General features: G+C 63.7%; 23 protein-coding genes and 2 tRNA genes. 10 read left to right on the top strand and 15 right to left on the bottom strand.

The annotated features are described in order from the left end of the window. Nucleotides 1-2: 2 nt before the first annotated feature. A complete protein-coding gene (locus N7333_RS15300; RefSeq protein WP_129482454.1) occupies nt 3-1,409 on the top strand; it encodes a lipid II flippase MurJ in 1,407 nt (468 codons plus the stop codon). Between the two features lie 2 nt (nt 1,410-1,411). Here the strand turns inward: N7333_RS15300 and N7333_RS15295 are convergent, their stop codons facing one another. Together N7333_RS15295 and N7333_RS15290 are read right to left on the bottom strand one after the other, a co-directional pair. Beyond that, nucleotides 1,412-2,392 (bottom strand): acyltransferase, encoded by a 981-nt coding sequence (locus N7333_RS15295; RefSeq protein WP_129482455.1) that lies wholly within the window; start codon nt 2,390-2,392, stop codon nt 1,412-1,414. Between the two features lie 12 nt (nt 2,393-2,404). Continuing rightward, nucleotides 2,405-3,499, bottom strand: a complete 1,095-nt coding sequence (locus N7333_RS15290; protein ID WP_129482456.1) for an acyltransferase — start codon at nt 3,497-3,499, stop codon at nt 2,405-2,407. 255 nt (nt 3,500-3,754) lie between these two features. On the opposite strand from N7333_RS15290, the gene N7333_RS15285 reads away from it, so the two are divergent. Further along, on the top strand, nt 3,755-4,045 hold the full coding sequence (locus N7333_RS15285; RefSeq protein WP_252576698.1) for a hypothetical protein: 291 nt from the start codon (nt 3,755-3,757) through the stop codon (nt 4,043-4,045). A 42-nt stretch (nt 4,046-4,087) separates the two neighbouring features. On the opposite strand, the gene N7333_RS15280 is transcribed toward N7333_RS15285, so the two are convergent. The 11 genes from N7333_RS15280 to N7333_RS15230 form a co-directional block, all read right to left on the bottom strand. Then, a tRNA-Thr gene (locus N7333_RS15280) sits at nt 4,088-4,163 on the bottom strand. Between the two features lie 270 nt (nt 4,164-4,433). Then, the gene (locus tag N7333_RS15275; RefSeq protein ID WP_129482458.1) at nt 4,434-5,672 is read right to left on the bottom strand and encodes a methyltransferase; all 1,239 of its coding nucleotides are present in this window, start codon (nt 5,670-5,672) and stop codon (nt 4,434-4,436) included. 51 nt (nt 5,673-5,723) lie between these two features. Then, nucleotides 5,724-6,413, bottom strand: coding sequence for an ABC transporter permease (locus N7333_RS15270; RefSeq protein WP_129482602.1), 690 nt, complete (start codon nt 6,411-6,413; stop codon nt 5,724-5,726). A 77-nt stretch (nt 6,414-6,490) separates the two neighbouring features. Beyond that, entirely contained in the window at nt 6,491-7,186 is a 696-nt protein-coding gene (locus N7333_RS15265; protein WP_012020052.1) for an ABC transporter permease, read from the bottom strand. A 54-nt stretch (nt 7,187-7,240) separates the two neighbouring features. Then, the gene (locus N7333_RS15260) at nt 7,241-7,993 is read right to left on the bottom strand and encodes an ABC transporter substrate-binding protein (RefSeq protein ID WP_004374017.1); all 753 of its coding nucleotides are present in this window, start codon (nt 7,991-7,993) and stop codon (nt 7,241-7,243) included. A 15-nt stretch (nt 7,994-8,008) separates the two neighbouring features. Continuing rightward, entirely contained in the window at nt 8,009-8,782 is a 774-nt protein-coding gene (locus N7333_RS15255) for an ABC transporter ATP-binding protein (protein ID WP_004374016.1), read from the bottom strand. Between the two features lie 247 nt (nt 8,783-9,029). Further along, nucleotides 9,030-9,105 (bottom strand) — tRNA-Phe (locus N7333_RS15250). A 176-nt stretch (nt 9,106-9,281) separates the two neighbouring features. Then, complete coding sequence (locus tag N7333_RS15245) at nt 9,282-9,554, bottom strand: oxidative damage protection protein (RefSeq protein WP_092378458.1); 273 nt, start codon at nt 9,552-9,554, stop codon at nt 9,282-9,284. Continuing rightward, nucleotides 9,551-10,618, bottom strand: coding sequence for an A/G-specific adenine glycosylase (mutY, locus tag N7333_RS15240; protein WP_092378456.1), 1,068 nt, complete (start codon nt 10,616-10,618; stop codon nt 9,551-9,553). The genes N7333_RS15245 and mutY overlap by 4 nt, the downstream gene beginning before the upstream one ends. Then, complete coding sequence (locus N7333_RS15235; protein WP_129482459.1) at nt 10,615-12,840, bottom strand: AsmA family protein; 2,226 nt, start codon at nt 12,838-12,840, stop codon at nt 10,615-10,617. The genes mutY and N7333_RS15235 overlap by 4 nt, the downstream gene beginning before the upstream one ends. Before the next feature lie 81 nt (nt 12,841-12,921). Then, nucleotides 12,922-14,013: an NAD(P)/FAD-dependent oxidoreductase gene (locus N7333_RS15230; RefSeq protein WP_129482460.1), complete on the bottom strand. Its 1,092-nt coding sequence runs from the start codon at nt 14,011-14,013 to the stop codon at nt 12,922-12,924. Nucleotides 14,014-14,184: 171 nt separating this feature from the next. On the opposite strand from N7333_RS15230, the gene hisB reads away from it, so the two are divergent. From hisB to N7333_RS15190, 8 genes are all read left to right on the top strand, one after another. Then, nucleotides 14,185-14,778: an imidazoleglycerol-phosphate dehydratase HisB gene (gene hisB / locus N7333_RS15225; protein WP_004374009.1), complete on the top strand. Its 594-nt coding sequence runs from the start codon at nt 14,185-14,187 to the stop codon at nt 14,776-14,778. Next, the gene (hisH, locus tag N7333_RS15220; protein WP_100547363.1) at nt 14,779-15,417 is read left to right on the top strand and encodes an imidazole glycerol phosphate synthase subunit HisH; all 639 of its coding nucleotides are present in this window, start codon (nt 14,779-14,781) and stop codon (nt 15,415-15,417) included. Continuing rightward, a complete protein-coding gene (locus tag N7333_RS15215; protein ID WP_279859053.1) occupies nt 15,417-15,671 on the top strand; it encodes a DUF2164 domain-containing protein in 255 nt (84 codons plus the stop codon). The genes hisH and N7333_RS15215 overlap by 1 nt, the downstream gene beginning before the upstream one ends. A gap of 37 nt (nt 15,672-15,708) precedes the next feature. Beyond that, entirely contained in the window at nt 15,709-16,446 is a 738-nt protein-coding gene (gene hisA / locus N7333_RS15210) for a 1-(5-phosphoribosyl)-5-[(5-phosphoribosylamino)methylideneamino]imidazole-4-carboxamide isomerase (protein ID WP_012020037.1), read from the top strand. A gap of 72 nt (nt 16,447-16,518) precedes the next feature. Further along, entirely contained in the window at nt 16,519-17,289 is a 771-nt protein-coding gene (gene hisF / locus N7333_RS15205) for an imidazole glycerol phosphate synthase subunit HisF (RefSeq protein WP_004374000.1), read from the top strand. A gap of 212 nt (nt 17,290-17,501) precedes the next feature. Further along, nucleotides 17,502-18,236, top strand: coding sequence for an ABC transporter substrate-binding protein (locus N7333_RS15200; RefSeq protein WP_004373998.1), 735 nt, complete (start codon nt 17,502-17,504; stop codon nt 18,234-18,236). Nucleotides 18,237-18,320: 84 nt separating this feature from the next. Further along, the gene (locus tag N7333_RS15195) at nt 18,321-19,076 is read left to right on the top strand and encodes an ABC transporter substrate-binding protein (protein WP_129482462.1); all 756 of its coding nucleotides are present in this window, start codon (nt 18,321-18,323) and stop codon (nt 19,074-19,076) included. A gap of 136 nt (nt 19,077-19,212) precedes the next feature. Then, nucleotides 19,213-19,968 carry an ABC transporter substrate-binding protein gene (locus N7333_RS15190; RefSeq protein ID WP_004373994.1) on the top strand — a complete coding sequence of 252 codons (756 nt, stop codon included), beginning with the start codon at nt 19,213-19,215 and terminating at the stop codon, nt 19,966-19,968. A 155-nt stretch (nt 19,969-20,123) separates the two neighbouring features. Here N7333_RS15190 and N7333_RS15185 read toward each other — a convergent pair whose 3' ends face one another. After that, nucleotides 20,124-21,440: a S41 family peptidase gene (locus N7333_RS15185; protein WP_129482463.1), complete on the bottom strand. Its 1,317-nt coding sequence runs from the start codon at nt 21,438-21,440 to the stop codon at nt 20,124-20,126. A gap of 46 nt (nt 21,441-21,486) precedes the next feature. Then, nucleotides 21,487-21,884: peptidoglycan DD-metalloendopeptidase family protein (locus N7333_RS15180; protein ID WP_279859052.1), on the bottom strand; the 398-nt coding region annotated here is incomplete at its 5' end.

Below are 21,884 nucleotides of genomic sequence, written 5' to 3'. Positions count from 1 at the left end.
TCGTGCTCGGCTCGACGCTCTGGTTGACCCTGGCCACCCTGCTCGGCCTGGTGGCAGGCTTTGCCCGTGAGTGGTTGCTGGTGGCGGCATGGGGTGTCGGCTCGCGCAGTGACGCGTTCATCGTCGCTCTGTTTCTGCCCGAGGCTCTGCGCATGGCCTTCGCGGCCGGTCTGCTCAGCGCAGCGGCTTTGCCATTGTTTCAACAGCGTGATGCCGAGCAGCGCGAAGCCTGGCTCTGCAGCCTGTTACCCAGGACAGTGCTGGTGGGCTTGGTGCTGGCGTTGTTGATGAGTGTCGGTGCGCCGCTCTGGGTGGCGGTGGTCGGACCGGGGCTGTCAGGCGAGGCTGCGGCAACGGCACGCGAGAGTCTGATGCTGCTTGCCTGGAGCGCCCCGGGAATCCTTCTGCACGCCCTGCTTTGTGTGCCGCTGCAGGCGCAGTCGCGCTTCGTCCTGGCCGGCCTTGGCTCGCTGACCTTCAACCTTCCGCCGGTGCTGTATCTGCTGGCATGGGGGGCTGACAGCAGCGCAGCTGGGTTGGCGATGGCCTGCCTGGTTGGCAGCCTGTGCATGCCGCTGCTGCTGTTGCGGTCAACCTGGAGCCTGGGTTGGCGCCCGTGGAAGCTGGGGCGGGGCTCCGGCGCAGGACGTGAGCTGCTGGCGCGCATGGCGCCGCTGTTCGGCAGCAATCTGGCCAGCCATGGCCTGGCCTTGCTGGAGCGGATGGTCGCGTCGCTGCTTGGCGAAGGCGCCGTTACCTGGCTGAATCTGGCGCGCAAGCTGATCAATCTGCCGCTGGTCGCTCTGATGAGCCTCAACCAGGTCATGCTCGGCCTGATGAGCGGACGCCAGGGCGAAGAGCGATTGGCTTTGCTGCGTCGTGGTCTGGCCTGCACCACCTTGCTCAGCTTGCCTGCCGTCGTCGGGCTGATCGGCGGGGCTGCTGTGCTGGTGGCCTTGCTGATGCCGTCGCAGGCTCACGATTCCGCCTTGGTCGAACTGGTTGCGTGGTTCGCCGTTCCGCTGTTGTTCAGCGCCTGGAATGCCTTGTTTGCGCGCTACGCCTACGCAGGTGGCGACACCGTACTGCCGCTGCGCTGTGAGCTCAGCGGAAGCCTGCTCAACGCCTGTCTGCTCGGTGTCCTTCCTTTCTATCTGGGTCTGCCGGGCATTTCCCTGGCTGCCTGTGCTGGCGTGACGCTGACAGGTTTGCTGCTGCTACGGCGGCAGGGACTGTGGAGCATCCTTGCCTGGCGTAGTCAGGCAAGCGTCGCGCTGCTCGCAATGGCCCTGGCTGCCTACCTGCTGCCACTGGGCAGCGGGCATCTGGCGCAGCTGTTCAGCAGCGCAGCCGCGGCGCTGATTCTGATGCTGCTTCTGGCGGCGAAGTTGAAGCCCTGGCGGGAATAGTCTCAGAGAACGAAGCGCAATCGGCGGCTGGTCAATATCAGCAGCGCCGAGGCAGGTAGCGTAAGCGCCAATACCATCCAGGCGGTCGACGTGCTCTCCTCGAATCCGATGCCAATCAGCAGAATCAGCAGCAGCGGATGTAGGTAGTAGATCGCCGCAGACAGCTTGGCGGGGATCAAGCTGTGTCCTTCGATCACGTGGCGCAAAGGCAGCAGAAACAGTGCTGGCGCTGCGATGAGAATCGACAACATGCAATCGAAGTTCAGCTTGCGTAGCGAGTCCTGTTGCAACTGATAGTGCAGTGTTGCCTCTGCCAGTACCAGCGCGCAACCAAACAGAAAGAGTGTCAGGGTTTGGCCAGTGGTTATCTTTTCCTGAAGCCGGTTGCGGGCAATCAAAAATCCGAGAGTCATCAAGGGAAAGGCGACAAATAGGAAGTTTCGCCCTACATAATCGTTGTTGTTGATGTGCTGAAGTAAAGGAACGGGAATTTCATAATAAGCGCGCATGTATTGAAGGACCGCTCCGGTGCAGTAGAGCAGGAGGGTGAGGCATAGAAGCGTGCGGTTACTCTGGTGGCGAAGAAGGTAGATCATGACGCCACCGCCAATCATGGCGATGACGTACCACAAATGGAAAAAGCCGATTACCCAATGTTTGATGAGCGCTATGGCGCCTCTTAAACCCTCGAATGTTGCCGGCGTTACATAGAATGGGGCGTAAAGAATCATCCAGAAAACATAGAGAGTGACGGCTCGGCGCAGCCACAACTTGATGCTGTGCGGATCGCGCTGCAGGCTGTGGTACAGGTAATAGCCGCTTATAAGAAAAAAGACCGGCACGGTAATTCTGAAGATGCCACTGTTCAACTGGTAGCCCAGTAGTGTGCCGTTGCCACCGAGAAAGCCGCAATGTACCGCCAGTACCATGCAGGAAAGTGCAACTTTCAGGGCGTCCAGCCCGCCATTGATAACCTTGGCCATACTCGACTTTCCTTAGCGCGGGGCGGAGTCCAGAAGCGTTGGAGCCCTCTGCCTGAACCAGCGATTTCCATACTGATTCAGCAAGTTAACCAAGGGTTTTTCCAATGTTTTATAAGCCAGCCAGCCATAGCTGAGTGCGGCGCCGAACATGAGCGAAACGAACAGGACGTTATCCAGCAGAGTGCTCGGGTCAGGCCCATACCACTGCCAGATCTTTCCGATTACGCCCAGCACCAGTATGTGTGAAAGATAGACGGTGTAAGACATGTCACCTATTGCGCTGAGCGTGGCCGGGGGCGTCCAGTGTTGGCGCTGCTCCAAGAGCGCCAGAGCAAGCAGTAGCAAAGCGAAGCTGCCGCCGCACAGCAGCATGCGCAGTACGCCCTCGGGGCCGGATACTTGTGCGCTGAAGAACCAGGGCAGCGCGATCATCGCCAGTACGGCAAGCAGGCACAGGGGGGGCAGAGGTATACGGTGGGCATGGCGGCTGAAAAAAATCAGCCCTGCCGCGCTACCCAGAATGAACTCAAGGGCGTAGGGGTGCAGCACTATTTTCATCAAGGGAGAGAAGGCTTCGAGATCGGCCGATACGTTGAATATGATCAGCCCCAGCGCCCAGCTCGCCAGCAGGGTGGGTAGCCATTTTTCACGGCACAAGAGAAGGGCGCTGAATACGAGGTAGAACCAGAGTTCGAATATCAGCGACCAGGCGACCATGACCAGTTGAACTTGTTCATTGGGAACAAGGAAAAACGACAGCCAGATATTTGAGCTGCCATGTGATGAATTGACCAGGTGTGGTTGCAACAGTAATACGGAAAGAGTAAGTAGAAAATAGATCCAGTAGTTAGGGTAAATGCGCGCAATGCGATGAAAGAGAAAGCGGCCAAGTTCTCTCGGCTGCTGAAAGCGGTTGCGGGTTACCAGAACCATGACGAAGCCGCTGATGACAAAAAACAGATCGACTCCAAGTTGTAGCCAGAGCGCCTCGTACGCGAGCAGTGTGGCTCCAGCGCTGTATTTGCCTTCCACCGCAATCATATGAAAGAGCAGAACCGCTAGTACGGCTATTCCGCGCAGAGCTTGAAGTGAATGCAGTTTTCCCATTGCCGGCTGTTTCTCGTGGGTTCGCTGTAATATTGGCGCCGGCATGCTGGCGGGGTGATATAAGCAGCATGAATCTTCAGCCGGATCATTTCATCGCGGGATGACGAACTGTCCATGGGGAGGCTGGTCAGCTGGCGATGATGGCAGCATGCCTTTATGGGTGGTTCAATGCAAGGGGATGGTTAATGCCAGAGGTCTGGGATAATGTCTGCGTTTCTTGAAAGTGCCGCTGATCCACGGAGGTGGCAAGTGCGAATGTTTATCTCTGCCCTGACAGCCATTGTTGCTAGTTCGGCTGCGGGTGTCGGCGCGGTGGAACGAATTCCCGTCAACATAAAAAGCGTCGAGAGAAACCATTACCAAACCATTGAAGAAAGCATGCATATCCATACCCGCTATTGCGACGAGATCGCCTACGCGGACAGCGCGCTGCTGGTTTTTGAACCCTATGGCTTGGAGAACAAGTTGGTGTTCCGTTCGGGGGTGACCTGCGAGGTGACCCAGGTCTATGACCGCGATGCCTACTACACCCGTACGGGGCGGTGACGCAGAAAAGAAAAAGCCCCGCGTGAGCGGGGCTTTGAAAGATGGTGCCGGCACCAGGAGTCGAACCCGGGACCTACTGATTACAAGTCAGTTGCTCTACCAGCTGAGCTATACCGGCACGGAAGGGCCGCCATTATATCCATTCATCGGCCTGAGTAAAGCGGGCCGTGTCAGACGTTTCTCCCAGGCTTGGCTATCAGCAGTCGTGGGCTTATGCACAAAGAGAAGGCGAGCCGGATAGCCCCGCCCTGTTTTGGGGCTACTCCTCACAAGAAGGCGCAACTTGTTGTTTTTCAAGGCCTTAGGCGGTTGGTTGAAAAATAATCAGTTGTCGGCGAGGTAATCGGGCAGGGCGTCTGAGGCACTTGCCCAAAAAACATCAACAGAGTTATCCACAGCTTCTGTGGGCAACCTCGTCGCGCTCTGCGAGCAGCAACAGGTTGCGCGGGCTGAGCCGGTAATCGCAGAAGGTTCCCAGCCGGATCTCATAGCCTCGTTCGTGCAGATACAGCGCACGGTCGAGCAGCAGCCAGATCTCCAGGGGGCGACGGAACAGGTTGCGCAGCAGTTCGAGGTTGCGCACTGCAGCCAGCCGTTGCCAACCGCTTGCCTCCAGCGCCGCCCAGTCCTGATCGCCGGGCGGCGGCACTTCGCGCAGTGCCGCCAGGTCTCGGCAGAACGCGGCAAAGGGCTTGCTGAACCAGTCGCTGCTCAGCGAGGGCGTTGGCAGGTACTGATCGATGCCGCGCAGGCGGCGCTGCAGCAGATCGAAGGCCAGGCGCCAGGCCATCGACTGGTCGCGTTGGCGGCGCACTCGGGCGCCGGCGGTGACGGTTTCGCTCAGTGGCAGGCCCAGATCATCGCGTGACAGTATCAGGCGTGATGCCTTGGCGGCGTCCGACAGCGGCTGGTAATGCATGCCGGCGATACGGTTGTAGCAACAGGGTGCGACCGCCAGCTGCTCGCAGCCCTTGCGGCTGGCAAGCTGCAGCAGCCGCACGTGCAGCTCGCCACAGGCGTGCAGGGCTACCGGCGTGTGCTCCGCGAGCAGGCGTTCGCTGCAGTCCGGCGCGAGCACGTCCTGCTGCAGGTGCGCTGCGTTCAGTCGCAGTCGTGCGCTCATCGCTTGGCCCGATTCGACCAGGGCCGGGTCGTATTCCAGGCAGGTCAGTTGCTGACCGCCGTGGCTCAGCCAGCGTCCCAGATGGCCCTTGCCCGAGCACCAGTCGAGCCAGTGGCGAGGTGCCTGGGTGAATTGCAGGTGATTGGCGAAGGCCTGAATCTGCTCCAGCTTGCGTCCTGGCACATCGACGGCGAAGGCGCTCGGACGCTCGTCGAGCGCGGTTATCGGCAGCTCGCCAACGGTACCGAGTGCCCGTGCCTGTTCGGCCAGTTGGCGAAAGGGCGCGGGGGCGTCCAGTTCCCAGGGACTGCCATGGCTGGCCTCGGCCTGCTCCAGCGTGCGGCCACGCAACCAGCGGGCAAGCGCCGGCAGCTCGCTTTCCCAGGGCAATTGCAGGTGATGGAAGGGTCGTGGACGCCACAGCGTCTGGTGTTCAAGCAGAAACGCATCCAGAAGCTGAAAGCGCGCGAGCAGGTCGTTGCTGGTGAGTATCGGCTCGGACATCTGTCTGCTTCCGGTTTGAGCCGGGCCGCCAATTCTGGCGGCCCGCTTGCATCAACGGCCCTGGCAGGCGTCGACGCGCAGCCAGCGTTCCAGCAGGCGGAAGGCACGCACCAGAACGAAGGCGATGGCCAGGTAGAACAGGCCGGCGGCGAAGAAGATTTCCACCGGCAGGTAGGTGCGCGCGATGATGGTACGTGCCATGCCGGTCAGCTCCAGCAGCGTCACGGTGCTGGCCAGGGCGCTGGCCTTGAGCATCAGGATCACTTCGTTGCTGTAGGCCGGCAGACCGATGCGCGCGGCGCGCGGCAGGATGATGTAGAGCATCGCCTGCGCGCGCGACATGCCTAGGGCACGCGCCGCTTCCACCTCGCCGGGCGGCACGGCCTGGATGGCGCCGCGCAGGATCTCGGCGATGTAGGCGGCGGTATGCAGGGTCATGGTGATGATCGCGCACCAGTACGGGTCGCGCAGATAGGGCCACAGCGGCCCCTGGCGCACGGCATCGAACTGCGCCAGGCCGTAGTAGACCAGAAACAGCTGCACCAGCAGCGGCGTACCGCGGAAGAAGAAGATGTAGCCATACGGCAGGGCGCGCACGTACCAGTGCCGGGAGGCGCGGGCGATGCCCATGGGCAGGGCGAGGATCAGGCCGGCAACGACGGCGATGGTCACCAGCTCCAGGGTCAGCAGCGCGCCCTGGGACAGGCGCGGCAGCCATTTGATGATCACCGCCCAGTTCAGGCTCGAGAGGCTCGTCCAGAGCGCCAGTGCGATGAGCAGGCCCGCTGCGAGCCAGGCGATGATGGCGGCGTTCTTTCTCATGACGCGCTCCGGACGAAGCCGCGGCTGGCGCGCTTCTCGAGAAAATGCAGGCCGATCATGGCGAGGATGGTCAGGCCCAGATAGATGAAGGCTGCAACCATATAGAAGGTGAAGGGCTCCTTGCTCGCGGTCACCGCGATTTGCGAGCGGCGCATGATCTCTTCCAGACCGATCACCGAGACCAGCGCGGTGTCCTTCATCAGGATCATGAACAGGTTGCCCAGGCCGGGCAGGGCGATGCGCCACATCTGCGGCAGGATCAGCTTCCAGAGGATGCGGCCCTTGGACATGCCCAGGGCCATGCCGGCTTCGCGATGGCCCTTGGGGATGGCCAGGATGGCGCCGCGAAACACCTCGGTGGCGTAGGCGCCGAAGCACAGGCCGAGGGCGATGGTGCCCGCGGCGAAGGCGGAGAGCTCGAGGCTGGCGACGCCGAGCAGGTCGGCCAGGCTGCGCATCAGGCCGACCGTGCCGAAATAGATCAGCAGCACCCAGAGCAGTTCGGGCACGCCGCGCACGATGGTGGAATAGCTGCCGCCGAGCCACTGCAGCGGCTTGTACGGCGAAGTCTTGGCCAGCGCGCCGAGCAGACCGAGCACCAGACCCACCGCCAGCGCGGAAAGCGCCAGTTTGATGGTCATCAGGGTGCCGGCCGCCAGGGCGGGGCCGAATCCGTGGAGTTCGAAGATCATCGGAGGGCTCGGGCGACTGCGCCGCCGAGTGGGCGGCGCAATGCCTTCAGGTCATCAGTAGATGCTGAACGGGAAGTACTTGTCGTTGATCTGCTTGTAGGTGCCGTCTTCGATGATGGCCTGCAGAGCGGTGTTCAGCTTCTCGCGCAGCGGGTCGCCCTTGCGTACGGCGATGCCGATCTTGTCGTTGTCGAATACCGGGTCGCCCTTGAACTCGAAGTTCTTGCCGGCGTCGCTCTTGAGCCATTCCCAGTTGACAAAGGTGTCGGCCAGCACGCCGTCGAGACGGCCGGAGGCCAGATCGAGGTAGGCGTTTTCCTGGGTGTCGTACAGCTTGATGTCGACCACCTTGCCCAGGTTGTCTTCCAGCCAGGTGCCGGCGATGGTGGCGCGCTGCGCACCGATCACCTTGCCCTTGAGGCTGGCTTCATCGGTCTTGAATTCGGCCGACTTCGGCGCGATGAACTGCAGCTTGTTGGTGTAGTAGGGCTCGGTGAAATCGACCGCGGCCTGACGCTCTTCGGTGATCGACATGGAGGCGATCAGGAAGTCGAACTTCTTGGCGTTGAGGGCGGGGATGATGCCGTCCCAGTCGGAGGTGACCACTTCGCATTCGGCCTGCATCTTGGCGCACAGCGCCTGGCCGATTTCCACGTCGAAGCCGGTGACCTTGCCGCTGGCGTCGATCAGGTTGAAGGGCGGGTAGGCGCCTTCGGTGCCGAGTTTGAGTTTGTCGGCGGCGACAGCGCTGGTGCCGAAAGCCAGGGTAGCGGCCGCGGCCAGCAGGATCTTCTTATAGTTCTGCATGCATGTTGCTCCGTGTTAGCGATTGCTGGACATGAATTGTTTACAGCGTGCCGATTGCGGGTTGTCAAACACCTGGGCGGGTGGCCCCTGTTCCTCGACCAGGCCCTGGTGGAGGAACACCACCTCGCTGGACACCTGGCGGGCAAAACTCATTTCATGGGTGACCAGCAGCATGGTGCGACCTTCATCGGCAAGCGCGCGGATCACGTTAAGCACTTCTTGTACCATCTCCGGGTCCAGCGCCGAGGTGGGCTCGTCGAACAGGATCACCTTCGGCTGCATGGCCAGGGTACGGGCGATGGCCGCACGCTGCTGCTGGCCGCCGGACAGCTGGTTGGGGTAGACGTGACGCTTGTCGGCGATGCCGACCTTGGCCAGCAGCGCTTCGGCCACCTCGATGGCTTCGGCCTTGCTCTGGCCGAGCACGCGGCGCGGCGCCTCGATGATGTTGTCGAGCACGCTCATGTGCGGCCACAGATTGAAATTCTGGAAGACGAAGCCGATTTCGCTGCGCAGGCGGTTGATCTGCTTGTTGTCGGCGGCGACCAGGTCGCCGTTCTTCGCGGCCCTGAGCTTGAGCTCCTCGCCGGCGACGAAGATCTGCCCCTGATGCGGGTTTTCCAGCAGGTTGATGCAGCGCAGGAAGGTGGACTTGCCGGAGCCGGAAGAGCCGAGAATGGAGATGACGTCGCCGTCTTTGGCCGTCAGGGAAATGCCCTTGAGCACTTCGAGGTCGCCGTAGCGTTTGTGCAGGTTGCGGATTTCCAGCGCGGGCGTCGCCTCGGCCATGGGGTGTGATCCTCTTCTTCTTCGAAAGCGCTCCGGCGTGCTGCGGGCCGTCCTGGCTGGCGGCCAAGCTAGCATAGCGTTTCCGTGACCGCCAAGCCGTTTGCCGGGCGATAGAGGGTCTCTGGGTCGCGGGTGTCGCCTGGCTGCAGTTGCTTGTCGCGCAGGCGAAATAATGGCACGGACAAATTGCCGGAGGCGGAAAGCAAAAAGCCCCAGCGCATGGCTGAGGCTCTTCGTTTGCTATTCATGGTGCCCAGGGACGGAATCGAACCGCCGACACGGGGATTTTCAATCCCCTGCTCTACCAACTGAGCTACCTGGGCCAACGGGGCGCTATTAGACGGATTTGAGGGATCAGTGTCAAGCGCGGGTTTGAAAAATATTTAATTATTTCGGGCGCTTAGGTTCGTGAGGGGGAGGGTGCGCCGTGCGCACTGCTATCGAGAGCCGACGGCTGGTGCGCATGGCGCACCCTACTTGAAGCCGTGCACCCTACCTCTTACTCGCTCGGCGGCACGTAGCCTTCGGCCTGGGCGTATTCCTCGCCGGAGAGGAACTTGTCCATCTCGGTCTGCAGGAACTTGCGGTCCTCGGCGTTCATCATGTTCAGGCGACGCTCGTTGATCAGCATGGTCTGGTGCTTCTGCCACTCGTCCCAGGCCTGCCTGGAAACGTTGGCGAAGATGTCCTCGCCTTTCGGGCCGGGGTAGGGCGCGCGATCCAGGCCGGGCAGTTCCTGTTTGTATTTGCGGCACAGCACGGTGCGGGTCATGTCGGTTCTCCAGCGGTAATGGCTTGCGCCGCGCGTTTGAGCAGCTTCTTCACCGGGGCGGCGAGGCCCAGGCGCGGCGGGGTGGCGAGGTTATACCAGAGCCAGTCGCCCGCGGCCACGCGGCTCGGCTGCTCGGTCACCCGCACCAGCCAGGGTTCGATGGCCAGCTGGAAGTGGCTGAAGGTGTGGGTCAGGCCTTCCAGCTCTTGGCGCTCGCCAAGCTCGAGCTGTTGCTGCTGACCGAGGTCGGCGAGCTGCTCGAGGTCGTCCAGTTCCGGCAGGCTCCACAGCCCACCCCACAGCCCGGTGGAGGGGCGGCGATAGAGCAGGATGTCGCCGGCGGCGTTGACCAGCAGCGGCATCAGGGTGCGCTTCTGCGGCAGCGTCTTGCGCGGCTTGGACACCGGGTAGCGGATTTCCAGGCCGAGCAGGTGCGCCTGGCAGCCGCTGCGCACCGGGCACAGCAGGCAGGTGGGTTTGCTGCGGGTGCAGAGGGTGGCGCCGAGGTCCATCATCGCCTGGGTGTAGTGGCCGACCCGTTCGTGCGGCGTGAGGCGCTCGGCGATGTCCCACAGCTGCTTGGCCACCTTCGGTTCGCCGGGATAGCCCTCTTGCGCCACGTAGCGTGCCAGCACGCGCTTGACGTTGCCGTCGAGGATCGGCGCACGTACGCCCATGCTCAGGCTGGCGATGGCGCCGGCGGTGGAGCGGCCGATGCCGGGCAGCTCGGCCAGCGCCTCGACGCTGCGGGGGAACTCGCCGCCGTGCTCGCGCATGATGATTTGCGCGGTCTTCTGCAGGTTGCGCGCGCGGGTGTAGTAGCCCAGGCCGGTCCACAGGTGCAGCACTTCATCCTCGGGCGCTTCGGCCAGGTCCTTCACGGTCGGCAATGCAGCCATAAAACGGTCGAAGTAGCCGAGCACGGTGCTGACCTGGGTCTGCTGCAGCATGATTTCCGAAACCCAGACACGATACGGGGTGATGTTCTGCTGCCAGGGCAGATCCTTGCGCCCGTGCTGGTCGTACCAGGCCAGCACGGCGCTGTTGAACTGCTCCGGACTCATCGATTGAACAGGCCCTTGAGTGCGTCTTTCAGATCCGGGCTGACCTTGTCGCCGAGCTTCTCTTCCAGCTTCTCGGTCAGCTTGTTGCCGGCCAGGCGTGCGGCGATCTTGCCGAGACCGTCCTGATCCAGGCGGCAGGCCTTGGCGCCCAGCTCCAGCGGACCGCGGCAGCGCAGCGGCCATTCGATGCCGACGTAGCGCTCGTTGACCTGGCAGGCCGGGTCCGGCATCTCGCGCTGGTCGCCCTGCAGGGTGATGCCGACCTTGTAGTCGAGACCGAGCACGCGCAGGTCGAGATCGCCATTGCCGCTGACCGCCAGGCCCGGCACCTGGGCCTTGAGGTCCGGGTTGTGGGCAACGCCGTCGCGCACGCTGAGGCTGCCCTTGAGCTCGCGGAAGGGGGTGTCCTTGCCGCTCGGCGGGTTGCTCAGCGCCTTGCGATTGAGGGTGGCGATGCCGCGGCACAGCTGCTGCTCGAGGTTGGCGTCGACCAGCACGCCGTCGTTGAGGACGAAGCTGGCGTTGCCGTTGAGCGCCTCGACCCAGGCTTTCTGGCTGTTGCCGCGGGTGTTGAACTTGGCATCCAGGTCGAGCTGGCCCTTGATCGGCGAGGGTTGGTCGTCCTTCTTCAGCAGCGGCTCCAGCGGCATGCGGCTGAAGCGCTGTTCCAGGCTCAGCATCGGCTCGGCCTGACGCACATCGATGCGCCCGCCGCTGACGAAGCTGCCGCCCTGCAGCTTGCCGCGCAGCTCTTCCACCGTGATCAGGCCGCCGCGGCCGTTGGCCTTGAGGTTGATGTCGCTGAACTGGTGCTTTTCATAGCTGAGCTGGCCCAGGTTCAGTGCCAGTTGCAGATCGAGCTTGCGCAGCTGATCCACCGGCAGCACTTTCTCGCTGCTCCAGGCCTGCTGGGTCGGGGCATTGGGCAGCGGGGTGGTGCCGTCCTTGCCGGCGCCGGCGATGCTTTCCTTGACCTCGGCCTTGCGTGCGGCTCCGGCACTGTCCTGGGCTTTCGGCGGCAGATAGCGGTTCAGGTCGAGCTTGTCGCCCTTGAGGTCGGCGCGCAGCGCCTGCCTGGCGAAGTCGGTCACGCCCAGCTTGCCGGTGAAGGTGCTGCCGTCGAGCTTGAGGTTGAGCTCCTCGAGCATCATGCCCTTGCTCGAGCCGTTCAGGCGGCTGGCCAGTTCGAACTGGCTGAGGCTGTTGGCGGCCTGCATGGGCGGCAGTTCGACGCCGACGCCTTCGAGGAATTCGCGCAGGTTGAGCGGGGCGATGGACAGGCCGCCGGAAAGCTTGGCGTCCTTGTCCAGTTCGCGCGCCTTGATCTCGCCGAGCGCGCGCAGCTGGTTGGCGGAAAGCTTGAGGCCGTTCCATTCGGCGATATTCGCGGCCAGGTCGACCAGCAGCTGGCCCTGGGCAGAGAAGTTCAGGGTCTTGCCCTTGAGCGGCTCACCGGAGGCTTCGCCGGCCAGCTTGAGGTCTTCGAACTGGTAGCGCTTGAGCACGCGGTCGAAGCGCAACTGGCCTTCGACCTCGCTGCGCGCGCGCAGCACCGGTTGGTTGGTGCCGAAGAAGGCGCTGAACTTGACCGGAATGCTGGCGCCTTCGCGGATGGCGCCGGTTTTCAGCTCGATGTTCTCCAGGGTGAATTGCTGGCCCTTCTGCGCGTCGCTGTAGTCGATGCGCGAGTTGCTCAGGGTCAGGCTGTCGATATCCAGCTTGACCGGCTGGCCGGCCGGCTTTTCGCTCGGCTGGCTCGGCGGCGCATCGTCACTCGGTGCGGGTTCGCTGGGCGCGGGTTGCGTGGCGCTGGCCTGGGCCGGGCGGCCGACGCCTTCCCAGTTGCCGCGGCCCTTGTCGTCGCGCTGCAGGTTGAGGTTGAGGCCGTCGACGCGGATGTCGCTCATCTGCACTTCCTTGCGCAGCAGCGGCATCACGCGCACCGACAGGCCGATCATGCGCAGGTCGGCGAAGGGCTTGTCCGGGGTGTCGGCACTGGCCAGGGTGGCGTCGGTCAGTTCCAGGCCCAGCCAGGGGAACAGGCTCCAGCCGATATCGCCCCTGAGCTGCAGCTCGAGGTTGGCCTTGTCGCGGGCGATCTGGCGGATCTCGTCCTTGTAGTCGTTGGGGTCGAACAGATGAGTCAGAGCGAACAGCAGCGCCACTACGATCAGCAGCAAGCCGAGAAGGAAGAGGCCCAGGATCTTGCCGAGCGCTTTCATGGACGAGTCCTTGTTTCGATAACGAAAATTGCGGGCGGCCGAGGGGGGCGCGACCGTCTCTGATGGGCGCCGAGTATAGCCTTACAGAGCCCTGGCGACCCGCTCGGCGATGGCCAGACTGGCGGTGAGTCCTGGCGATTCGATGCCGAACAGGTTGACCAGGCCGGGCAGGCGGTGATCGGCAGGGGTTTGGATCAGGAAGTCGGCAGCCGGTTCCCCGGGCCCGCTGAGCTTGGCGCGCACGCCGGCATAGCCGGGTTGCAGGCGGGTCGCATCGAGTGCCGGGAAGTAGCGGGCGATGGCGGCGGCGAAGGGCGCGCGCAGCTTATCGTCGACCTGGTAGTCGAGGGTTTCCAGCCAGCGCACGTCCGGGCCGAAGCGCAGTTGCCCGGCCAGATCGAGCGTGGCATGGATGCCCAGGCCGGCCGTATTGGCCTCCGGCATCGGATAGATCAGTCGGGAGAACGGCGAACGCCCGCTGTAGCTGAAGTAGCGACCCTGGCACAGATGTAGCGGCGGCAGCGGCAGGCCTTCGATGGTGCTGGCCAGTCCCTGGGCGAAGGGGCCGCCGGCATTGACCACCCGTTGTGCGCGCAGGGAGAAGGCCTCGCCCGCACTGTGGCCGCTGGCGATCCAAGTGTCGCCGTCGCGCTGCAGGCGTTCGACGCGGCTGTGCAGCACCAGTTGTGCGCCGCGGCTCTCCGCCACCGCCAGCAGCGACTGCAGATGGGCATGGCTGTCGATGATGCCGGTGCTCGGCGAGAGCAGGGCGCGTACGCCGCGCAGGGCCGGTTCGAGCTCATGCAGGCGTGGCTGGTCGATCTGCTGCAGATCCGTTACGCCGCAGGCCTCGGCGTTGCCGGCCAGCGCCTCGAGCTTGCCGATTTCGCTCTCCTGCACCGCCACCAGTAGCTTGCCGATCCGCCGATGCGCCACGCCGTGCTGGTTGCACCAGGCGTACAGGCGTTCGCGGCCCTCCAGGCACAGCTCGGCCTTGAGCGAGCCGGGCGGGTAATAGAGGCCGGCGTGAATGACTTCGGAGTTGCGGCTGGAGGTGTGACTGCCGATCAACCCTTCCGCCTCCAGAATCAGCGTATCGGGTTTGCCCAGGCGGGCGGCGCAGGCCAGGCCGAGGACGCCGGCGCCAATGATCAGGGTATCGACTTCGTGCATGGCTCTATCGGTGTGTTTGCTGGTTGGCGGGAGCATAGCAAGAGCCACGTTGCGCTCTCGGGAAAGGGTATGTCGGTCTGCGCGCTTCATCCGACCATCGCCGGTAGCCGTTGCGGCCCCGGCGCGCCTATAATGCTGGCCTTTTTCCGTTGGCAATTCGTGGAGCTGGTGATGGCCGAACGTACGGCATTCGTCGAGCGCAACACCTTGGAGACCCAGGTCAAGGTCTCGATCAACCTGGATGGCACCGGCAAGGCCAAATTCGACATTGGCGTGCCGTTTCTCGAGCATATGCTCGACCAGATCGCCCGTCATGGCCTGATCGACCTCGATATCGAGTGCAAGGGCGATCTGCATATCGACGACCACCACACCGTCGAGGACGTCGGCATCACCCTCGGCCAGGCCTTCGCCAAGGCCGTCGGCGACAAGAAGGGCATGACCCGCTACGGCCATTCCTACGTACCGCTGGACGAAGCGCTGTCGCGCGTGGTGATCGACTTCTCCGGTCGCCCCGGCCTGCAGATGCATGTGCCGTTCACCCGCGCCGTGGTCGGCAACTTCGACGTCGACCTGTTCCAGGAATTCTTCCAGGGCTTCGTCAACCACGCGCTGGTGTCGCTGCACATCGACAACCTGCGCGGGCACAACACCCACCACCAGATCGAGACCGTGTTCAAGGCCTTCGGCCGTGCGCTGCGCATGGCGGTGGAACTGGACCCGCGCATGGCCGGGCAGATGCCGTCGACCAAGGGCTGTCTGTAAATGCAGACGGTAGCCGTAATCGACTATGGCATGGGCAACCTGCACTCGGTGGCCAAGGCGCTGGAACACGTCGGCGCCGGCCGCGTGCTGGTGACGTCCGACGCCAAGGTGATCCGCGAGGCCGACCGCGTGGTGTTCCCCGGCGTCGGCGCGATCCGCGACTGCATGGCCGAGATCAGGCGTCTGGGCTTCGACGAGCTGGTGCGTGAAGTCAGCGCCGACCGTCCGTTCCTCGGCATCTGCGTCGGCATGCAGGCGCTGCTCGAGCGCAGCGAGGAGAACGACGGCGTCGACTGCATCGGCCTGTTCCCCGGCCAGGTACGCTTCTTCGGCAAGGACCTGAACGAGGACGGCGAGCGCCTCAAGGTGCCGCACATGGGCTGGAACGAGGTCAGTCAGGCGGTCAAGCACCCGCTGTGGCACGACATCCCGGACAATGCGCGCTTCTACTTCGTGCACAGCTATTACATCGAGGCCGGCAAGCCGCAGCAGGTGGTCGGTCGCGGCCACTACGGCAAGGACTTCGCCGCGGCATTGGCCGAGGGCTCGCGCTTCGCCGTGCAGTTCCACCCGGAGAAGAGCCACACCCACGGCCTGCAGCTTCTGCAGAACTTCGCCGCCTGGGATGGCCGCTGGTAATGGCCCGCAGCAAGGTTCCCGGTCTCGCGCTCGAGCCTGCCCAGGAGCAGGCCGCGCGGCTGATGCTGAAGCGCTTTCTCGATGAGCGTTTCGAGCTGCAACTGGGCACCTTCGAAGTGCAGGAAATCCTCGACCAGATCACCCGCGAGCTGGCGCCGCACTACTACAACAAGGCGATTCTCGACGTGCAGGCGCACCTGAAGGACAGGTTCGAAAGCATCGAGAGCGACCTCTGGGCGCTCGAGAAGAGCTGAGCGTCTTACCGAATTCAAACTTGAGCAGGTTCAACCGATGCTGATTATCCCCGCTATCGATCTGAAGGACGGCGCCTGCGTGCGTCTGCGTCAGGGCCGCATGGAAGACTCCACGGTATTTTCCGATGACCCGGTGAGCATGGCCGCCAAGTGGGTCGAGGGTGGCTGCCGTCGTCTGCATCTGGTCGACCTGAACGGCGCCTTCGAAGGTCAGCCGGTCAACGGTGAAGTGGTCACCGCCATCGCCAAGCGCTACCCGAACCTGCCGATCCAGATAGGCGGCGGCATCCGTACCCTGGAGACCATCGAGCACTACGTGCGCGCCGGTGTCAGCTACGTGATCATCGGCACCAAGGCGGTGAAAGAGCCGGAGTTCGTCACCGAGGCGTGCAAGGCCTTCCCCGGCAAGGTCATCGTCGGCCTGGACGCCAAGGACGGTTTCGTCGCCACCGACGGCTGGGCGGAAGTCTCAAGCGTGCAGGCCACCGATCTGGCCAAGCGCTTCGAAGCCGATGGGGTGTCTGCCATCGTTTATACCGACATCGCCAAAGACGGCATGATGCAGGGCTGCAACGTCGAAGCAACCGCTGCGCTGGCTGCCGCCAGCAAGATTCCGGTGATCGCCTCCGGCGGCATCCACAACCTCGGCGATATCGAGAAGCTGCTGCTGGCGCGTTCGCCGGGCATCATCGGCGCCATCACCGGCCGCGCCATCTACGAAGGCACCCTGGATGTGGCCGAGGCCCAGGCCTTCTGCGACAGCTTCAAGGGTTAATGGGTAGGGTGCGCGGCGCGCACCGCTGACGGTTTATCGGTGCGCGCGGCGCACCCTACGAGAGAAGTCGACATGGCACTGGCCAAACGCATCATTCCTTGCCTCGACGTGGACAACGGCCGCGTGGTCAAGGGCGTCAAGTTCGAGAACATCCGCGATGCCGGTGACCCGGTGGAGATCGCTCGCCGCTACGATGAGCAGGGCGCCGACGAGATCACCTTCCTCGACATCACCGCCAGCGTCGACGGTCGTGACACCACCCTGCACACCGTCGAGCGCATGGCCAGCCAGGTGTTCATCCCGCTCACCGTCGGTGGCGGCGTACGTACCGTGCAGGACATTCGCAACCTGCTCAATGCCGGCGCCGACAAGGTATCGATCAACACCGCCGCGGTGTTCAACCCCGAGTTCGTCGGCGAGGCTGCCGCGCGTTTCGGCTCGCAGTGCATCGTCGTAGCCATCGACGCCAAGCGCGTGTCTGCACCTGGCGAGCCGGGCCGCTGGGAAATCTTCACCCACGGCGGACGCAAGCCGACCGGCCTGGATGCCGTGGAGTGGGCGCGCAAGATGGAAGGCCTCGGCGCCGGCGAGATCCTGCTCACCAGCATGGATCAGGACGGGGTGAAGAGCGGCTACGACCTGGGCGTGACCCGCGCCATCAGCGAGGCCGTGCGCGTGCCGGTGATCGCCTCCGGCGGCGTCGGCAACCTGCAGCACCTGGCCGACGGCATCCTCGAAGGCAAGGCCGATGCCGTGCTGGCCGCGAGCATCTTCCACTTCGGCGAGTACACCGTGCCGGAAGCCAAGGCTTATCTGGCCAGCCGTGGCATCGTGGTGCGTTAGAGGGCTGCCTGTTCGGACCGCGGCCGTGGTCCGCAGCGGCGCTCGAGCGAGCGCCGAGCCGGCCTGCTCGCCATCCTCAGTAACAAAAGCTGCGGGCGAGTCGACGGCAAAGTGCCAGCGATCCGGCTAACATTGCCCATCATTCCCAAAACTTATAGCCCTGCATTTCGCAGACGGCTATTGCCTGCCGATCTTTCCGACACGGAGTCCCCATGTTCCTCATTCGATTCTTGACCGTCCTGGCCCTGTCGTGTGGCCTCAGCCTGGCGCGCGCCGAGCCGCTGGTGCTGCTCACGGAGAATCTGCCCCCCTTCAACATGTCGATATCCGGCACCAACTACGCCCGCGACGATGGTGTGACCGGCATCAGCTCCGACATCTTGCGTGCGGTGTGCGAGCGCGCCGAGATGGAGTGTCAGCAGATCCTGCGTTTCCCCTGGCAGCGCGTGTATCAGCAGACGCTGGACGATGTCGGTTACGGCCTGTTCTCCACCGCACGCACGGCGGAGCGCGAGGGCCTGTTCAAATGGGTCGGGCCCATCGCCAGGAACGAATGGGTGCTGTTCGCCAAGGGCGACAGCCCGATCCAGCTGGCCAGCATCGAGGACGCGCGCCGTTACCGGATCGGTGGCTACAAGGGCGACGCCAAGACCCAGTTCCTCCTGGACAGAGGCCTGGAGGTGCAGACCGCGCTGCGTGACACCGAGAACGTCCGCAAGCTGGAGCGTGGGCAGATCGACCTGTGGGTAACCTCCAATCAGGCTGGTCGTTTCGTGGCGCGTCAGGAAGGCATGGAGAACCTCAGGGTCGTGCAGCACCTGCATACGGCCGAACTCTATCTGGCCCTCAACCTGCAAACGCCCGATGAGGTGGTGCAGAAGTTGCAGGCTGCGCTGGATGCATTGCGTGCCGAGGGTGCGCTGAAGAACATCGAAGCGCGTTACTGAGGCACACTGCCAGTAATCGCTGGGCCGGGGAGGGCTCGGCGGTTATGCTGATGGCGTCTGCTACACCTAGAAAGAGAAAATGCCATGTTCAAACGCCTGCTACTCGCGCTAGGCGGCACCCTTGTGGTGCTGACCGGTGCTGCGCGCGCCGAAGTGGATCCGAACTACAGCGTGGTCCTGCTGACCGAGAACTTCCCGCCGTACAACATGGCGATCAATGGCAAGAACTTCGCCCAGGAAGACAGCATCGACGGCATCGCCGTGGACATCGTCAAGGAGATGTTCAAGCGTGCCGGGGTCAAGTACAACCTGACGCTGCGTTTTCCCTGGGATCGCATCTACAAGCTGGCGCTGGAGAAACCGGGCTACGGAGTCTTCGTTACGGCTCGTCTGCCGGAGCGTGAGCAGCTGTTCAAGTGGGTCGGCCCGATCGGGCCGGATGACTGGGTGCTGCTGGCCAAGGGCGACAATCCCATCAACCTCGCCAGCCTGGACGAGGCCAAGCAATACCGCATCGGCGCCTACAAGGGCGATGCCATCTCCGAATACCTGACCGAGAAGGGCGTCGAGCACAGCGCCTCGTTGCGTGACCAGGAAAACGCCAGGAAGCTGGTGGCCGGCCAGATCGACCTCTGGGCCACCGGTGATCCCGCGGGTCGCTACCTGGCCAAGCAGGAGGGCATTTCCGGCCTGCGCACGGTGCTGCGTTTCGACAGCGCCGAGCTGTACCTGGCGCTGAACAGGGACGTGCCCGACGAGATTGTCGCCAGACTGCAGGCAGCCCTCGACCAGATGCGCAGCGAAGGCTTCGTCGACGATATTCTCAACAGCTACTTGTAAGCACCGAATATGCGGCCGGCCATGAGCCGGCCGCTTGCCAAGGAATGGCAGAGTCTGCGAGCCCGGCGACCCGGCCTCGGGGGCCATGCACGGATGTCGCTAGCCATAACCACAAATCACGCGAGCGGAACGTCTTATGCTGAATACTCTGAAGAAAAGCCTGTTTGTCGCCCTGTTTCTCGCCACCGGCTTCGCCCACGCGCAGCTGCCGGCGGATTACAAGGTGGTGCTGCTGACCGAGAATTTCCCGCCCTTCAACATGGCGGTGGACGACAAGAACTTCGCCCGCGACGACGGCATCGACGGCATCAGCGCCGACATCGTGCGCGAGATGTTCAAGCGTGCCGGCATCGACTACACCCTGACCCTGCGCTTTCCCTGGGATCGCCTGTACCGCCTGACCCTGGACAAGCCCAACTACGGCCTGTTCTCCACCACCTACACGCCCGAGCGTCAGCCGCTGTTCAAGTGGGTCGGCCCGCTGGCCAAGACCGGTTGGGTGCTGCTTGCGGCGCCGGGCAACGACATCAAGGTGTCGAGCCTGCAGGACGCCGCCCAGTACCGCATCGGCGCCTACAAGAACGATGCGGTCAGCCAGCATCTGGAAAGCCAGGGCCTGCAGCCGATCAATGCCCTGCGTGATCAGGAGAACGTGAAGAAGCTGGTGCGCGGGCAGATCGACCTGTGGGCCACCACCGACCCGGTCGGCCGTTACCTGGCCAAGCAGGAAGAGGTCAGCGGCCTCAATACCGTACTGCGCTTCAACGATGCCGAGCTGTATCTGGCGCTGAACAAGGACACTCCGGACGAGGTCGTCGAGCGTCTGCAGAAGGCGCTGAACGAGATGCGTGCCGAAGGCTATATCGACGATATCACCGAGAATTACCTGTAATTCTGGTCGGTGCGCACGGCCCAGGGGCCTGCGCACCCTAGGCCGGAGCAGCCTCATAGCCGGTGCGCATGGCGCACCCTACGGGGTTTGCGAGCGCCCTAAGCCAAGAAAAAGCCCGGACAGTTGCCCGGGCTTTTTCGTTGCGCCATACGGCCTCAGTTGCCGCGGGTGACGCTCAGGCCCTTGAGCAGGTTGAGCGCCTGGCTCAGCTGGTAGTCGTCGTCCTGCGGGCGTTCGGCGCGAGCGGCCTGCGCGGCCTTGCTCGGGCGATCGGCGCCGCCGTTGCCGTTGCCCAGGTGACGTTGCAGATCGGCTTCCTTGACGCCCTCGATATCCTGTTCGCGAGTCACCTTGGCGCGCGCCACTTCGATGTCGGGGACGATGCCCTGGGCCTGGATCGAGCGGCCGTTGGGGGTGAAGTACAGCGCAGTGGTCAGCTTCAGGGCGCGGTCGTTGTTCAGCGGCAGCACGGTCTGCACCGAGCCCTTGCCGAAACTGTCGGTGCCCATCAGCACCGCGCGCTTGTGGTCCTGCAGGGCGCCGGCGACGATTTCCGAAGCCGAGGCGCTGCCGCCATTGATCAGCACCACCAGCGGCACGCCCTCGCTGGCGTCGGCCGGGTCGGCATTGAAGCGCAGCTCGGAGTTGGCCAGGCGGCCCTCGGTGTAGACGATCAGGCCGCTCTTGAGGAAGTGATCGGTGACTTCCACCGCCGCCTGCAGCACGCCGCCGGGGTTGTTGCGCAGATCCATCACCAGGCCGCGCAGCTTCTTGTTGCCGTTCTCCTGGCGCAGCTTGGTCAGCGCCTTGCCGACTTCCTCGCCGGTGTTGACCTGGAACTGCGAGATGCGCAGGTAGCCGTAGCCGTCCTCGAGCATCTGGCTCTTGACGCTGCGTACCTTGATCACCGCGCGGGTCAGGGTCAGGTCGAACGGGCGGCCGCCGTCGCGTACCAGGGTCAGCTCGATCTTGCTGCCGGCCTTGCCGCGCATCTTGTCCACGGCCTCCATCATCGACAGGCCCTTGGTCGGCTGGCCGTCGATCTTGACGATCAGGTCGCCGGGCTGGATGCCGGCCTTGGACGCCGGGGTGTCATCGATCGGCGAGACCACCTTGACGAAGCCATCCTCCATGCCGACCTCGATGCCCAGCCCGCCGAACTCGCCGCTGGTGCTCTCCTGCAGCTCGAGGAAGGCCTCCGGCTCCAGGTAGGCCGAATGCGGGTCGAGGTTGCTGAGCATGCCCTTGATGGCATTCTCCAGCAGGGTCTTGTCGCTGACCGGCTCGACATAGGCGGCCTTGATGCGGTCCATCACCTCGGCGAAGGTGCGCAGATCATCCAGCGGCAGCGGTGCCTTGCCGCTCGCCGCCGCTGCCGGCGCGGGGGCAGGCTCGGCCGCGTGCAGGGCTGGAACGCCGAGCAGCAGCCCGAGGGCCAGGGCCAGGCAGGTGGGGCGGAAGCGATAAGACATGAAGACAACTCCTAGGTAAATGAAGCGCCACCAGGCTGCAGCCTGATTATCCCTGCGCGCGGCACCACTGTGCCGGATCACTCGGGCGACCGTTCTGGCGAATGGCGAAGTACAGCGCCGAGCTGTCCTGACCGCCGCTACTGCCGACGGTGGCAATGGGTTCCCCTGCCTTGACCAGGTCGCCCGCATTCTTCAGCAGGCTCTGGTTGTGGCCATACAGGCTCAGGTAACCGTTGCCATGATCGAGAATGACCAACAGACCGGCGCCACGCAACCAGTCGGCGAAGACCACGCGCCCACCATGCACGGCGCGCACCTGGCTGCCGGCGGGGGCGCCGATCAGGACGCCATCCCATTTAGTACGAGCGTCGCCGCCGCGCGGGGTTCCGTAGCGTGCTACCAATCGGCCATCGACCGGCCACGGCAGCTTGCCGCGGGCACTGG

Source organism: Pseudomonas sp. GD04158 (assembly GCF_029834875.1).
GTDB lineage: Bacteria > Pseudomonadota > Gammaproteobacteria > Pseudomonadales > Pseudomonadaceae > Aquipseudomonas > Aquipseudomonas hydrolytica.
The sequence above is the reverse complement of the archived record's forward strand: the minus strand, read 5'-3'. Positions and strand labels throughout refer to the sequence as shown.